The 14,900-nt window shown below is 62.1% G+C and carries 14 protein-coding genes; 7 read left to right on the top strand and 7 right to left on the bottom strand.

The genetic code is table 11. The features are described 5' to 3' along the window. Positions 1–6: 6 nt before the first annotated feature. Positions 7–822: a siderophore-interacting protein gene (locus tag ATN37_RS14815; RefSeq protein WP_075831733.1), complete on the top strand. Its 816-nt coding sequence runs from the start codon at positions 7–9 to the stop codon at positions 820–822. Between the two features lie 9 nt (positions 823–831). Here ATN37_RS14815 and ATN37_RS32555 read toward each other — a convergent pair whose 3' ends face one another. Further along, positions 832–1,236: a hypothetical protein gene (locus ATN37_RS32555; RefSeq protein ID WP_223304633.1), complete on the bottom strand. Its 405-nt coding sequence runs from the start codon at positions 1,234–1,236 to the stop codon at positions 832–834. Between the two features lie 115 nt (positions 1,237–1,351). Here ATN37_RS32555 and ATN37_RS14805 point away from each other — a divergent pair, with 115 nt between their 5' ends. After that, positions 1,352–2,308 (top strand): proline dehydrogenase family protein, encoded by a 957-nt coding sequence (locus tag ATN37_RS14805; protein WP_054827482.1) that lies wholly within the window; start codon positions 1,352–1,354, stop codon positions 2,306–2,308. 61 nt (positions 2,309–2,369) lie between these two features. On the opposite strand, the gene ATN37_RS14800 is transcribed toward ATN37_RS14805, so the two are convergent. From ATN37_RS14800 to ATN37_RS14790, 3 genes are all read right to left on the bottom strand, one after another. Then, positions 2,370–2,813 carry an SRPBCC family protein gene (locus tag ATN37_RS14800; RefSeq protein ID WP_030536658.1) on the bottom strand — a complete coding sequence of 148 codons (444 nt, stop codon included), beginning with the start codon at positions 2,811–2,813 and terminating at the stop codon, positions 2,370–2,372. 3 nt (positions 2,814–2,816) lie between these two features. Further along, positions 2,817–4,370: a succinic semialdehyde dehydrogenase gene (locus tag ATN37_RS14795; protein WP_003943578.1), complete on the bottom strand. Its 1,554-nt coding sequence runs from the start codon at positions 4,368–4,370 to the stop codon at positions 2,817–2,819. Between the two features lie 78 nt (positions 4,371–4,448). After that, positions 4,449–5,765 (bottom strand): MFS transporter, encoded by a 1,317-nt coding sequence (locus ATN37_RS14790; protein WP_158170492.1) that lies wholly within the window; start codon positions 5,763–5,765, stop codon positions 4,449–4,451. 71 nt (positions 5,766–5,836) lie between these two features. Here ATN37_RS14790 and ATN37_RS14785 point away from each other — a divergent pair, with 71 nt between their 5' ends. Continuing rightward, positions 5,837–6,808, top strand: a complete 972-nt coding sequence (locus ATN37_RS14785; protein ID WP_158170493.1) for a GlxA family transcriptional regulator — start codon at positions 5,837–5,839, stop codon at positions 6,806–6,808. 30 nt (positions 6,809–6,838) lie between these two features. After that, complete coding sequence (locus ATN37_RS14780) at positions 6,839–7,216, top strand: DUF5313 family protein (RefSeq protein WP_003943558.1); 378 nt, start codon at positions 6,839–6,841, stop codon at positions 7,214–7,216. Between the two features lie 7 nt (positions 7,217–7,223). Here the strand turns inward: ATN37_RS14780 and ATN37_RS14775 are convergent, their stop codons facing one another. Beyond that, complete coding sequence (locus ATN37_RS14775) at positions 7,224–8,951, bottom strand: oleate hydratase (RefSeq protein WP_073512952.1); 1,728 nt, start codon at positions 8,949–8,951, stop codon at positions 7,224–7,226. 46 nt (positions 8,952–8,997) lie between these two features. Beyond that, complete coding sequence (locus ATN37_RS14770; RefSeq protein ID WP_231782780.1) at positions 8,998–9,876, bottom strand: TetR family transcriptional regulator; 879 nt, start codon at positions 9,874–9,876, stop codon at positions 8,998–9,000. A gap of 163 nt (positions 9,877–10,039) precedes the next feature. Between ATN37_RS14770 and ATN37_RS14765 the strand changes: the two genes are divergently transcribed. The 3 genes from ATN37_RS14765 (at position 10,040) to ATN37_RS14755 (ending at position 14,466) form a co-directional block, all read left to right on the top strand. Beyond that, a complete protein-coding gene (locus tag ATN37_RS14765) occupies positions 10,040–10,993 on the top strand; it encodes a cyclase family protein (RefSeq protein ID WP_007735859.1) in 954 nt (317 codons plus the stop codon). Further along, a complete protein-coding gene (locus ATN37_RS14760; RefSeq protein WP_218695339.1) occupies positions 10,990–12,639 on the top strand; it encodes a class I adenylate-forming enzyme family protein in 1,650 nt (549 codons plus the stop codon). The genes ATN37_RS14765 and ATN37_RS14760 overlap by 4 nt, the downstream gene beginning before the upstream one ends. A 378-nt stretch (positions 12,640–13,017) precedes the next feature. Beyond that, positions 13,018–14,466, top strand: a complete 1,449-nt coding sequence (locus tag ATN37_RS14755; protein ID WP_218695338.1) for a histidine-type phosphatase — start codon at positions 13,018–13,020, stop codon at positions 14,464–14,466. On the opposite strand, the gene ATN37_RS14750 is transcribed toward ATN37_RS14755, so the two are convergent. Continuing rightward, complete coding sequence (locus ATN37_RS14750; RefSeq protein ID WP_125050151.1) at positions 14,412–14,795, bottom strand: helix-turn-helix domain-containing protein; 384 nt, start codon at positions 14,793–14,795, stop codon at positions 14,412–14,414. The genes ATN37_RS14755 and ATN37_RS14750 overlap by 55 nt on opposite strands. Between the last annotated feature and the right edge of the window lie 105 nt (positions 14,796–14,900).

The following is a 14,900-nucleotide window of genomic DNA, read 5'->3' as shown; positions in this document are numbered from 1 at the left end:
CGAGGCATGTCTTTCTGCGAACCCGCCCGCGTTGTCACCGTCACGTCCCTGACCCCGCACATGCGGCGAATCAGCATCGAGGCAGAAGGCAACTGGCACTGGCCGACCGGCGGACAAGGCGACGAGCGCATCGACATCGCGTTCCCGAAACCCGGTGAAACAGAAGCAGATTACGACTACTTCAACAATCCCGACTACGGCAAGGCCGATCTCGGAACCGAGCCACCGTGGCGGCACTACACCGTGCGCAAGGTGCACGACGGCGGCCGACGTCTGGACATCGACTTCGTCGTGCACCCTGGCGGTATTGCAGCGGATTGGGCCCTGCGGGCCGAACCAGGTCACCTACTAGGCGTCTTCTGGTCGGACAGTTCGCGGTCCCACTACCAAGCACCGGCGGGTCCTCGCTGGCAGCTGCTGGTCGCAGACGCCACGGGTCTCCCCGGACTGGGCAGGATTGTCGAAGAACTTCGTGAAGGCGATGTCGCACAGGCGATCATCGAGGTCGAAACCGAAGAGGATCGACAGGAATTTGTCACTCGCGCCGACGTCACGTACACGTGGCTCGTGGGGAGTGGCCTCGGAAAGGCGCCGAGCGCACTGTTCGAGGCTGTGGAGAAGGTCGAGTTTCCCGAATCCGAATCGGCCGACATCTACGCGTGGGTGGCGTGCGAAAGCGCAACCAGCCGTCGTATTCGTAAGCATCTGAGGGAAGTTCGAGGAATAGCTCGCGACAAGCACAATGTTGTCGGGTACTGGCGAGAGGGCGCCGACGGCCACGTTTCCGGCATGAACAGCGAGGAAGTCACCGTCGGCGCCTGAGCGCCGTGATCACTCTGCCGGCAGCGTGTCGGTAGATTCTGTGTGAGCCTGCTGCGCGTCAGCCGGCTTTTCCGCCAGCATCTCGAACAGTGCTCGGCGTGCCTCGGCGAGAATTGCCTCGGCCTTGGCTACCTGCTCAGCGGTCCCACCTGCGGCTACCGCGACAGCGGCACCTCGGAGTAGGCCCATCGCGGGACGGAGCGCTGCGCCGGCTTCACCGAAACCCGGCCGACCGTGTCCGCGCTGGTCAAGTCGACCGCGCCGGCCTTCGGGGCGTCCTTCTGCTCGGTCTTCGAAGCGACCCTCGGGTCGCTCGCCCTCGAATCCTCGACGGAAACCGTGTCCACGATGCGGGCCTCGGCGGCCATGCTCGCGACGTTCTTGCATTTCTGGGTTGTTGTGTGGGGCGTACATGTTGTCCTCCTGGACTGCCTGTGTTTGTTTGACGTATCGACGATATATCGACAATAGATCGAACGCAAGGGTTCGTAGAATAATTCCCGCACCCTCGTCCGGATACGCTGAAGCCGTGAACACGGATCTACAAGCCCAGGCCGCGGACGTCCTACGCCGCCTCGCACTCGACGAATCCCTGAAAGAACGCACCATGGCGGACGCCGCGACGGCAGCACTCGCACGGAAAGTCGCCGCTCGCTACATCGGCGGCGAAACCATCGACGACGCTTTCGACCGACTCCCCTCGATCTTCGCGCGAGGACACAAGGCGAGCATCGAATACACCGGGGAAAGCGTCCGGGATCCCGAACTCGCGAACGCCGAAACCGATGTGTTCGTGGAATTGGCGGAACGGATCGGAACGTCGGGCGTAGACAGCACCGTGTCGTTCGACCTCTCGCACATCGGCTTGGTCATCGATCCGGAGCAGTGCTTTCGCAATGTCGTGCGCCTGGCCGAGACCACGGAACGCGCAGGTGCCGAGCTGATCATCTCCGCCGAAGCGTCCGACCGCACCGACCTGGTCCTCGACATGCACGCGCGACTGGCCGAGCGCTTCACTCACGTGGGGATCACCGTTCAGGCCCGACTGCACCGCACGGCAAAGGATCTCGCCGCTCTGCTGGACCGACCCGGCCGCATCCGTCTCGTGAAGGGCGCCTTCCTCGAAGCCGAGTCCGTCGCCTACCCACGCGGTAGTGCCGAACTGCGCAGCGCGTATCTCGACTACGCAGCCCGAATCGTCGACTCGGGTCACCAGGTCTCCATCGCGACACATGACCGCGACATCCTCGAAGCACTACGCGCCGAACATGATTCGAAGCTCAGAGGCGAGCACGTCGAGTTCGAGATGCTGCTCGGCCTCGGCACCGAGCAACTGGACGCACTCCGAGGAGCGGGCTTCACCACACGCGAATACGTCATCTTCGGAACACAGTGGTGGCTGTACGTACTCAATCGCATCGCCGAAGAACCGGAGCGTGTCTACACCGCGCTCATCGACGCTGCGCTCATCAGCACTGCAAACTAGATCTCCAACAACAGAAGTGGGGCCGCACTCGAATCGAGTGCAGCCCCACTTGTGTCAGTTTCTAGCTCTCCAGAAACGCCTTGATGCGCGCCAGGGTGGTTTCCATTCCGGTCTGCATCAGCTGATCTCGACCCCGACCGAGTAGGCCGCTACCCGACATCATGCGCACGTAAAGCGCTGGCGTCGCATAGATCTCACGAGTCTCGGTAAGCACGGTGCCCGTTCCCGAAGGCTCGAGCACATAGGTCCACCGCGCTTTCGGCTCGTCCGATTCGAAGGAGAACCTCCGGCAGTCGACCACGTCGACCACCGTGCAGTGCGTGCTCCACCGAATCAGACCATGCTTGTTGGTGCCCTTGAACTTTGCACCCACAGTGCCCGGAGTTCCGGAAGTCCATGTTCCACCGGTATTTTCAGGACTGAAGCGACCCATACCTTCGATGTCGCTGACAACCTTCCACACCGATACCGGCGTTGCCTCGATGTACGCGCTGGCGGTTTCCACCCGTTACCGGCCCGGAACCCAGGACATGATCTTGATGGCGTGAGGCATGAGCTTTGCCCACACCTTGGCCGGAAGTCCGCGCGGTCCACCGAGATTCATGACGCGAGTGGTGGCAACGGTCTGCGGTTCGGTGTACTTGATCAGCCCCTCGGCGCCGTGACGACGACCGACGCCCGAGACACCCATACCGCCCATCGGTGCTGCGGTGCTGCCCCAGGTCGGTGCGTAACCCTCGTCGACGTTGACGGTGCCGGCGTGGATGCGCGCTGCGATGGCTTCACCGGCAGCCTTGCTTCCCGCCCACACACTGGCGTTGAGGCCGTACTCGGTGTCGTTGGCCGCAGCGATGGCCTCTTCGACGTCCTTGACGGGGTAGATCGAGACGAGCGGCCCGAAGGTCTCGTCGCGGTAGCACTCGGCGTCTTCGGGAACCCCGGTGAGCAGGGTGGGCTCGTAGAACAGCGGTCCGATGTCCGGCCGAGCCTTGCCACCGGCAATGACGGTGGCGCCCTTGACCACTGCGTCGTCGACATGAGCGGAGATTGCCTTGACCTGCGCCTCGGAGACGAGGCTGCCCATCTCGATTCCGAATTCGTATCCGGCGGCGAGGTTCATCTTCTTGACGCGGTCACCGAACATGCGGATGAACTCGGGTGCGATGGACTCTTCGACGTAGATGCGCTCGATGGAGATGCACAGCTGACCGGAGTTGGAGAAGCACGCACGCACAGCGGCGTCGGTGACCTCGCGCAGGTCTGCGCCGGCCGCGACGATCATCGGGTTCTTGCCACCGAGTTCGGCGGAGAAGCCGATCAGTCGACGGCCGGCCTGCTCGGCGAGGAGCTGACCGGTCGCGGTGGAACCGGTGAACATGAGGTAGTCGGTGTTCTCAACCAGGGCGGTGCCGACGACGGAGCCCGGCCCGGGAACCACGGCGAAGAGGTCGCGAGGCAGACCCGCCTTGTAGAGCAGTTCGACGCAGGCGAGCGCGCAGTACGGCGTCTGGCTGTCCGGCTTGAGGACAACGGCGTTACCGGCGAGCAGCGCGGCGATGGCGTCGGACACGGCCAGCGTCATCGGGTAGTTCCACGGCGAGATGACGCCGACTACGCCCTTGGGCTGGTAGCGGACGACGGTCTTCGTCAGACCCGGGAGCATGCCGGAGACGCGACGCGGGCGCAGCAGCTTCGGCGCCACACGTGCGTAGTGACGCGACGTCATCGAGATGTCGAGGACTTCTTCCTGAGCTGCGGTACGCGACTTTCCGGTCTCGGCCTGAGCCATGTCCATGAGGGCGTCGCGGTTCTCGAGGATGAGATCGCGGTAGCGGTGGAAGACGGCGGCCCGATCGAGGACGGAGCGCTTGGCCCATTCCTTCTGGGCGACGCGCGCACGGGCGATGGCCGCAAGTGCGTCGTCGGCGGTGCCGACGGGGATGGTCGCCAGCTCCTTGCCGGTGAACACCTCGGTGATGGACTTCGTCGGGCGATCGGCAACATTGTCGATGGCGATCAGATCGGCGAGCCGCGAGAAGGTCGCAGCGGACGGAGCAGGCATTTCAGTACCCCTACTGGTGAGTAGTTCTTGGAGTTACACACAACTTACCCCGTCGGTGGTACCGATCACAGTGCCGAATCAGACAGAGTCAACCAATACTGCCTCTTTCGGACGTTTTGCGATCAACAACGACATGACTGCGGCGATCGCGCAGAGCGCGCCGGCCACCAAGAAGGCAGCGTCGTACGAGCCGATCTGATCACGAACGAGACCGGCCAAGAAGGCCACCAGACCCGCACCGATCTGGTGCGATGCCAGCACCCAACCGAACACGATGGGGGCGTCGGCGCCGAAGTGTTGACGGCACAGCGCGACGGTCGGCGGAACCGTCGCCACCCAATCGAGCCCGTAGAAGATGACAAACGCGATCATCGGCGGATTCACGGTGTTGGCGAGCAACAACGGCAGGAAGAGCAGCGAGATTCCGCGGAACAGGTAGTAGATGCCGAGAAGTTTTCGCGAGTCCATGCGGTCGGTGAACCAACCCGAAGCGATGGTGCCGACCATGTCGAGGATTCCGATCAACGCCAACAGGGACGCGGCAGTCGTGATCGGCATTCCGTGGTCGTGCGACGCCGGGACGAAGTGCGTGCCGATCAGGCCGTTGGTGCTCGCGCCGCAGATCGCGAAGGTACCGGCGAGAAGCCAGAACACCTTGGTCTTCGACGCCATCACCAGCACCGAGATCGCCCGGCCTCCGGCACCGCCGCGCTGGTAGACAGGCTTGGCTGGTGGGGCGTAATCGGCGGGCGCGCCGTAAGGCGTCGTACCCACGTCTGACGGATAGTTACGCAGGAACAGCAGAACGAACGGCACAACGGCCAGTGCGGCAAACGAAACTGTGAAGGCGACGCTCTTCCAGTCGTACGTTTCGGCGATCTTCGCCAGGACCGGAAGGAACACCAGCTGACCGGCAGCACCACCGGCCGTCAGGATGCCGGTCACGAGACCACGCTTCTCGACGAACCAGCGATCGACGACGGTGGCGACAAACGCCAGCGCCATCGAACCGGTACCGAGACCGACGAAGACACCCCACAGCAGAATGAGCTGCCAACTCGAGGTCATGAAGATGGTGAGACCACTGCCGAGCGAGATGAGCGCCAACGCCGAGGTGACGACCGCCCGGATACCGAACCTCTCCATCAAGGCAGCAGCGAACGGCGAGGTCAACCCGTACAGAATCAGGTTGACCGAGACGGCGGCCGAGATGCTGGCGCGCGACCACCCGAAATCCTCGTGCAGTGGATCGATCAGCACGGATGGGGCAGCGCGGAAGCTCGCCGCTCCGACCAACGCCAGAAATGCCACGATCGCGACGGACCACGCGCGGTGAAAGCGCGGCGGGCTCACCTGCTGCGGGCCCGATTCGGGGAGAGCGGTCTCAGAAGTCACAGAGAGAATTCTGCAGTTCGGATTCGATCGAGAACAGTGGCCAGATTGCCAATATATGAAAGGATCGAGCCATGTCTGGTCCGCATCGCGTCGTCGTACTGGCTCTTAACGGAGTCATACCCTTCGAACTCGGGATCCCCGCGCGCATCTTCGGGCGTGCCCTCGACGTCGAGGATCGGCCGCTGTACGAGATCCTGACGTGCACAATCGACGGCAATCCCGTGCGGACCGACGCTGACTTCAGCATTTCGGTCGACCATGGGAGCGAGTTGCTCGCCACCGCCGACACCGTCGTCATCCCCGCGTCGTACGAGTTGGGTCCGGCCTACGAAGACGGCTACCTCTCCCCCGAGTTGGCCGCAGCTTTCCAACACATCCGGCCGGGCACTCGGCTGGTCTCGATCTGCACCGGGTCGTACATCCTCGCCGCGGCGGGTTTGCTCGACGGACTCCGCGCCACGACGCACTGGCGTAACACCGACCATTTCCAGCGTGTCTATCCCAAGGTGAACGTGGATCCGGACGTGCTGTTCGTCGACGAAGGCCACATCCTGACCTCGGCCGGGGTGGCGTCGGGAGTCGACCTCTGCCTGCATATCGTCAGGCGTGACCACGGCATGGAAGTGGCGAACACCGTCGCGAGGCGTTGCGTCGTACCGCCGTGGCGCGACGGTGGCCAAGCTCAGTACATCCGACGCCCCCTGGCCGACAAGCCTTCGGAATCGACTGCCGACGCTCGGCACTGGGCCCTCGAACATCTCGACGACCCGATCACCCTGGCGGACCTGGCGACGCGCGCCAACATGAGCGTCCGCACGTTCAGCCGTCGATTCCGCGACGAAGTCGGAACCACACCGAACCGCTGGTTGACCAGCAGACGCGTCGATCGGGCGCGGGAACTACTGGAGGAATCCGATCTGTCGATCGATGCGATTGCTGCTCGAACCGGCTTCGGGACTGCGACATCCATGCGTCAACACATGAACGAGGCCCTCGGCGTTTCACCGAGCGCCTACCGACGCACGTTCAAGGCACCGGTGTAAGCGGCAGTACCAGGCACTATCCTGGATGCCATGGCCGAACAGACTCGCCCGAACTTTCCTCAGTACTGCGGATACCTCCTGGGGAAGACGCTCCCCGACCGGTATCAGGACTGGGTACGGAACGATCTCGTCGGCCCGGGCGCCCAGGCCCGCTACATCATCCGCTTCACCGTGCCGGCGACGCTGATCCTTCTGCTGTTCCTCTTGATCCCGGGACCGATCTGGATTCCCTTGGCCATGATGGCCTTGTTGCTCATCCCGCTCGCGTACTTCGTCGTGGCGCTCGGGACGATCTACCGCCGTCACCGCCTGCTGAGCCACGGACTCGATCCCGAACTGCTCGACGAGAAGGCCCAGCGCCGTGCCGATCGCACTCGCGAGGACTACGAGAAGCGGCACGGTCGCTGAGCACCCCTCAGCGGAACATCGTCACTGCGGCCTTGGCGAGGACCTTCGGATCCTTCTCGTAGTGATGCATCTTGGTGAGCTTGTCTTCTGGAATCCCCAGGAACTTGTAGACGGCTACCTGAGCGCAGCGCACCGAGTACTGCTCGGTGAACACCATGTCGAACGGCAGCTCCGCGAACTGACTGATGAACGCCAGGTTCTTGGAGTGCTTCGGCACCACCAGCGGCCGGTCGCCGACGGCGCGCCGATTGAACAGCGCACTGGCGTAAGGCATATGGCTGGGAATCGAATTCACGACGCTGTCCATAATCTCTTGTCGACGCGCGGCGAGCGCACCGCTCTCGTCGAGCGCCTCGAGGTGTCCGAGCGTCTCTTCCAGCATTTCCCGCCCGGTCATCTCGATGAACGGCTTCTTCACGTAGTCGCCGTCCTTGCGCGGGAACAGACAGTAACCCCAGAAGACTCCTTCGTTCTCCTTCTGCGCGTGGTAGTGCGGCTGATGGTGGACCACGATCGAGAGAAGCACGTTCGAGTCCACGAATGTGTTGAGCGCATTTCCGGGGAGCTGCTTGGTGATTCGGGAAATCTCGTTGATGAGCTCGTGTGACGAAGTGGTGACGGTGAAGCTGGTCCACTCACTCTGCGCCCGGTCCCCGAAGAACTTGTCGGGATTCCCGAGATCGTAGAAATGCTCGGTGGCCTGCTTCCACAGCAGCGCACTCGGTGCGTATCTCATGTCTTCGACGATCGGGGTATCCAGATCGCCGATCGAAGAACTGTCGGTGATGCTGCCGTTGGTGTCGAAGACGAAATCGCCCTCCGCCACGTCGATTCGGCCCTTCTCACCGGTGCGGACGTTTTCGTAATCGAGTCCCGTCACGATGATCTCGTCTCGTAGCGGGGTGTCCTTGAACACGAACTCCGTGATCTTCAGTTCGTTGACGAACTTCACGCCCTTGCCTTCGAGGAAGGCCCGCATCGGCAAGATGATGCTCTCGTACTGGTTGTACGGGGATCTGGTGACACCGGCAAGAGTTTGAATGCGACTGAACTCGAGAATCATTCGGTTCATGTACCGGCGCAGCTCCATCGCCGAACTCACCCGCTTGAAAGCAAATGTGGTCTCCCACATGTACCAGAAGTTGGTGGTGAAGAAGTGCGGAGTGTCCTCGAACCACTGCTCGATACTGATGTCGTCGAGTTTTGCCTCGTCCGACTCCGGCATCGTCATCAGCTTCGTCAACAAGTACCGATCCTTGTTGTCGAATTGCATGTGCTTGTAGTCGTTTTCACCCTTGTTGCGAATGCCGTCGCGATCGATCAATCGTGCGACGTCGTGCGTTGGATGCGCGTGGTCGAAATCGAGAATGTCATCCGTCACCGATTTTCCCGGGTTGTCCAGCGACGGAACCACACTCAGCACGTCCCAGAGGTTCTCATAGGTCTCCTCGTTGAGCATGCGACCGCCACGATTGATGAAGCCCGCGTCGTTGCCCAGCTCGCGATGACCGTACTGGTGCTGGAAGGTAGCGGCAGATTCGCCGTCGTTCGCTCCATGCATGTCCAGCCCCATGATGGTGATGTCCTCACCGCTCCACTCACCGTCTCGAATCAAATAGACGGCAGCCGAGAGGTTTCCGATGCCGGCACCGATCATGTAGGCCTTGTGAGACAGCTTGGAAGACATTGGGTTTCGTTCCTTACTCGAGTCGCGGTACGGATACCTTCCAAGCATGGACCCCTTTGCCCGCTGGCGCATCACCCGAACCGGATGACGTCCGTCACGGTCGCTGAAGGCGCACCAGATCCAGTGCAAAACGCGCGTAGTCGCGTGCAATTTCCTCGGGCGTTTGTGGTCCGCTCGGCCGATACCATTGCGCGACAGAGACACACATCACGACTATTGCACGCGCGGCCTGTCGCGGCCGATCCGTCCCGAACACACCGGCAGCGATTCCGTCGTCGACCTGCTTCGTCATCAACCATTGCTGGTAGTTGCGTGATTCCGTGATGCGCAACCTGTTCTCGGCTGTGAGACTGCGCATTTCGCTGGCACCGAGAAATCCTTGATCACGCCGATAGATATGGAACAAGGTCACACATTCGACGAGGAAAGCCAGCCTTTCGGAGGGACTTTCGCCCTCGTCGATAGCCGCCAACGATCTCGTGTTCAGTTCAGCCATGGTGAGGTCGAGAATTTCGGCCAACATCTGTTGCTTGCTGGAATAGTGGTGATACAGACCCGGAACACTCATCTGCGCACGTTTGGCGATCTCACGCATCGCAGCGCCGTGATATCCGGTCTTCACCATCTCCGCGAGCGCTGCAGCCAACACCGGATCGAACGAACTCGGACCGAACCTTCGCCACTCGTTCGGGCGAAAATGTGCGTCCGGGTCGGCGTCGTCGCCTCCCCATCGCGGCTGTTCCGGCGGACGCACTATCGCAGCCGGGAGCAGAGCGTCGAAACGCACTCCGAGAATCCCGCCGATTGCCGCCAACCGGTCGACGCTGACTCTGGTCTTTCCGGTCTCGACAGCGCTGAGGGTAGCCGGGCTGACATCGAGACGCCTGGCCAATTCACGCAGCGAGAGCCCGCTGTGACGCCGCGCTTGCCGGATCGACGCTCCGATCAGGACGGCATTCTCGAATTCGGTCACAGTGTTCAGTATTCCCGAACATTGGATTTCCAACAATGCGATGACCACGGCAATCGGTGAACCTGTTGACTACTGATTATCGGCCTGAACATGATGTGGATCACAAAGACCCAGGTCCGCCCGAGCGATCGTTCGGTGTCGGTAGCGAGAGGATCGAATCACCATGACCGAGGCGCCATATCTTGGAGAACTCCTGCGCGACGCACCCAGCAACTGGGGCAAGTGGGGAGAGTCCGACGAGGTCGGTTCACTGAACTACCTCGACGCCGGACAGGTGCTTCGTGGCGTCGGAACCATCAAGCAGGGTTCCGTGTTCACACTCCAACGTCTAATCGGCGATCCCAAGGGTGATCCGGTGTGGCCGGGCCGGAGCCCCGCCGAGCGCACACAGATCTTCGACGAGAGCAGCTGGGACGGCGACGACGCACCCAACTTCCCCGGCGGCCTGCATTACGCGGACGACAAGATCGACGCGTTCCTGCAGGGTTCGACGCAGTACGACGCGCTCGGACACGTCTGGTACGACGGCGCCCTGTGGAACGGATACTCCGCTGACACGACAGTCGGCGGCCTCGAGAAGGCCAGCGTCGAACCGATTGCCGACCGTGGCGTCGTCGGACGCGCAGTACTTCTCGACATGGCAAAGTTCCGCGGCAAGGAAAACCTCGACAAGGCCGAAACCTTCACGCACCATGATCTTTTGGCCTGTGCCGAAGCGCAGGGGGTCACCATCGAGAAGCGTGACATCCTCGTCATCCGCACCAACTTCCTCAAGCTGTTCTTCGACCAGGGCGAAGCCTTCTACGAGGGCTTCTGCGAGCCCGGCCTGATCTACAGCCCCGAACTCGTCCAGTGGTTCCAGGACATGGAGATCCCCAACCTTGTCACTGACACCATTGCCAACGAGGTCACCACCGACCCCGAAAACGGTGTGGCACTGGTTCTCCACAACGCATTGATGCGCAACCTCGGAGTGGTGTTCACCGAGATCTGCGATCTGGAGAAGCTGGCCGCGGACTGCGCGGCCGACGGCCAGTACACGTTCCTGTACGTCGCCGCGCCACTCAAGGTTGCCAAGGCCAGCGGCTCTCCCGTGAATCCGGTTGCCATCAAATGACATACGAAGATCGCCCTTGGTTGGCGTTGTACCGCAACCACGTTCCCCCCGACATCGACGTCGAACACCCCACGATGCTCGAAATGTTGGCAGCGGCGGTCCGCTCTGATCCGGACGCCACGGCTGTGAAGTACTTCGACGGTCAACTCAGTTACGCCGAAGTGGATCAGCAGAGTGACGCCCTGGCCCGAGCACTCCGAGCCGGTGGACTGGTGAAGGGTGACCGCGTCGCTCTGTTCCTCCAGAACGTTCCGCAGTTCGTGCTTGCGCTCGCCGGAATCTGGAAAGCCGGCGGCGTCGCAGTCTCGATCAATCCCATGAGCCGTGAACGAGAACTGGGATACCAACTCGAAGATTCCGGAGCAGCGGTTCTGATCGCTCTCGAGGGGCTCTACGAGTCCGTCGGCCGCAATGTCGTCTCCGACTCGCCGGTCAGGCGAGTTATCACCACCTCGGAACTCGAGTACCAAAGTCGCAACGATCCGAGGATTTTCGACGAAATCGTCAAGAAGGATCTCGGTACCGACGATCTCGCGACGCTGATCGACGAACATCGTCTCGGCGATCCGATCACCACTGACGCTGCACCGGAAGACATTGCGGTACTGACCTATACGTCGGGAACCACCGGTCCGCCGAAGGGAGCGATGACCTCTCACGCGAACATGACCTTCAACGCCCAGGTGTACCGGGACTGGTTGGGGCTCACCCCGAAAGACACGGTTCTCGGAGTTGCACCGCTCTTCCACATCACGGGGTTGATCGGTCACATCGCGGTGTCCGTCCTGGCGAGAATGCCGCTGGTGCTTGCCTATCGCTTCCAGCCCGAGGTGATGCTCGACGCGATTCGTGAGCACCGCCCGACATTCACAGTCGGCGCCATCACTGCTTTTACGGCACTGCTCAACACTCCGGGTTGCGCGCCGGAAGACTTCTCCTCCATGCGGTTGCTGTATTCCGGCGGCGCACCCATCTCGCCGACTGCCGCCGAGGCCGTCCGCGCCATGACCGGTGCTGCGCTGCACAACATCTACGGGCTGACCGAGACCACGTCGCCGACCCATGCCGTTCCCGTTGGTGCGGATACGCCGGTCGACCCCACATCCGGAGCACTGTCTGTCGGCGTTCCCGTACCCAACACCGTGGTCCGCATCGAAGACGAGGGCGGTGCGGTCCTGCCGATCGGAGAGATCGGCGAACTGGTCGTCCGAGGTCCACAGGTGGTGCGCGGTTACTGGAACAAGCCGGAGGAGAGTGCGTCGGCCATTCGCGACGGGTGGTTCCACACCGGCGACGTGGGGTTCATGGACGAAGCCGGCTGGTTCTACGTCGTCGACCGTAAGAAGGACATGATCATCGCGTCCGGCTACAAGGTGTGGCCACGCGAGGTCGAGGACGTTCTTGCCGAGCACCCCGCAGTCCGTGAGGCGGCAGTCGTCGGGATCGCCGACGAGTACCGCGGTGAGACGGTGAAGGCGTTTGTCAGCCTCGTCGCGGGGGCGTCGGTGACGCCGGACGAACTGATTGATCACTGCAAGCAGCGGATGGCGGCGTACAAGTACCCACGCTCCGTCGTGCTGGTCGAAGAACTACCCAAGACCGTCACCGGCAAGATACTGCGACGGGAACTGCGCACGATCTCTTGATCACAGGGCAGCGGGCGGACTTCGCGGTCCGCCTGCTGTCGGATCGCGCACAGTTTCCGGTCGACCGCGCCATTGGGGTAATGGAACAGTAATATGTGCTGAGTACCCACGGACAAACGGGAGACATCAGTGAGCAAGTTCGGACGTAAGAAGCAGCCCACGCCCAAGAGCTACCAGTGGCTGGCCATGACCCTCATCGCTTTGTCGCTCTCCGTGTCGATCGGGATTGCCGCCAAACCCTCCTGAGCTTCGCGAATCCGAAACTTGTAACCCCGCGTCCATCTGCACATGGGCAAATAGGTGCAATTCGGACGCTTAGCTGTTCTAACTTTCCTTCCGTCGTGTCACCTCGGCACCGACGGAGAGGATCAACTCACCATGCGAAGCTCACGCTTCGGCGTGCTGGCCGCTGCCGGCGCTGTCGGACTAGTGCTTGTCACCAGCAGCGTCCAGTCCATCGCCACGGCGTCACCGTTCGGTTCGCTCGACGCCGGTTCGAGCTCCGGTTCGACAGAAATACCGACCGTCAGCGACGGCGGCTTCACGTCCAAGACGCCCTACACTCCCGGCCAGCGCATCGCCGACTATCAGGCGCCGCCGACGGGATACTCCCCCGTGTACACGGAAAGTGTTGCGCGCCATGGTTCCAGAGCACTGTCGAGCCTGAAGTACGACGACCTGAGCCTGCAGCTGTGGGAAATCGCCGAAGCCGAGAACGCATTGACTCCCGTCGGCAAGGAATTCGGCCCGGCCCTCCGTGATCTCATGGCCGCCAACAAGAAGCTGGGGTACGGCAACCTCAGCGGACTCGGGATCACCGAACACAGACAGCTCGGCGCGCGGGTCACCGAACGCCTCCCCCAACTGTTCGACGCCATCGCAGCGCAGCAGGGCACCATCACCTTGACCTCGTCGGGTGTGGACCGTGCCGTGGACAGCGCCGAGAACTTCGCGCAAGGGCTGACCGGTGCGTTTCCAGCCGTCGCCGGCGATGTTGCGCCGGTGACCACGGATGCCGACCTTCTCTACTTCCACGACTCGGATGCAAACGCCGACTACAAGGACTACGAAGAGTCCGATCCTCGACTGAAAGCCGTCGACGACCAGATCGCCGATCTTCCCCGCACCCGCGAGGTCTCGCGGCACATAATGCTCAGGCTCTACTCGGAGGACTTCGTCAACCGCCTGAGCGCGGGCGAGTTCTCACTCGTCGACCGCGGCAAGGGTTCCAGCACGATCGACAACGAAGTCGACGCCGCGTACATGCTGTACAACACGTACATCATCACTCCGGGCATGGCCGAAGAAGGCAAGTGGAATTTCGAGCGGTTCATCGAACCTGCTGACGCGCAGTGGCTCGCATACACGAACGATGCCGAGGACTTCTACGCCAAGGGCCCGGGCTTCGCCGGTGAGGACGTCACCTACCGGATGGCAACCGTCCTGCGCGACGAGTTCCTGCGCGGCCTGCAGAAACACACCGGCGACGACGCCGTCCCGGGAGCGGATTTCCGGTTTGCACACGCAGAAACGATCATCCCCTTCGCGGCACTCTTGAAACTGCCGGGAAGCACCGTCTCGCAGGCGGAGGGCGACCTCTACACCTATGCGAACAACCCCTGGCGCGGATCGCAGGTCAGCCCGATGGCTGCCAACGTGCAGTGGGACGTCTACGCCGGACCGGAGGGTAAGCGTCTGGTCCGAATGCTCTACAACGAGCGCGAGACGGCCTTTGCTGCCCCGTGCGCTCCGGTGAGCGCCGGAAGTTTCTTCTACACGCCGGACGAACTGGCCCGCTGCCTGCCGGAGATTTCACCGGCAGCCTGAGGTCCGGCAACTCGGGATCCAGCCAGCGGTCGACGAGGGCGCGCCCATACCTGGTGCAATGCCAGCATGCGCGCCTTCTCGTCGTCTTCCATCAACAAGGCGTCGCAGATCCTCACGATGACCGGAGCCGAAACACCAACGGACGTACCCTGTTCCAGCCGCTGATAGTGATTGAAACTGATGTCGGCAATCTGCGCGACATCGCGCCGACTGAGGCCGTGCATTCGGCGAGCACCCTCGCAGCGCATGCCGACCTTTTCGGGCGCAAGACTGTTTCGTTTTTCGACGAGCATCTGGCTCATCAACTGACGCGCGCTCGACCCGTTCACGTCGCCACCTTTTCCATCCCTGAAATATGCTTTCACCTAACATGTTTCAGAATATGGGATGGGACGGACCCGGCGGTATCTCCGAGATGACAGATAATCACGCGA

This window comes from Rhodococcus sp. MH15, assembly GCF_019266045.1.
Classification (GTDB): Bacteria; Actinomycetota; Actinomycetes; order Mycobacteriales; family Mycobacteriaceae; genus Rhodococcus_F; species Rhodococcus_F qingshengii.
This window is presented reverse-complemented; position numbering and strand designations above follow the sequence as displayed.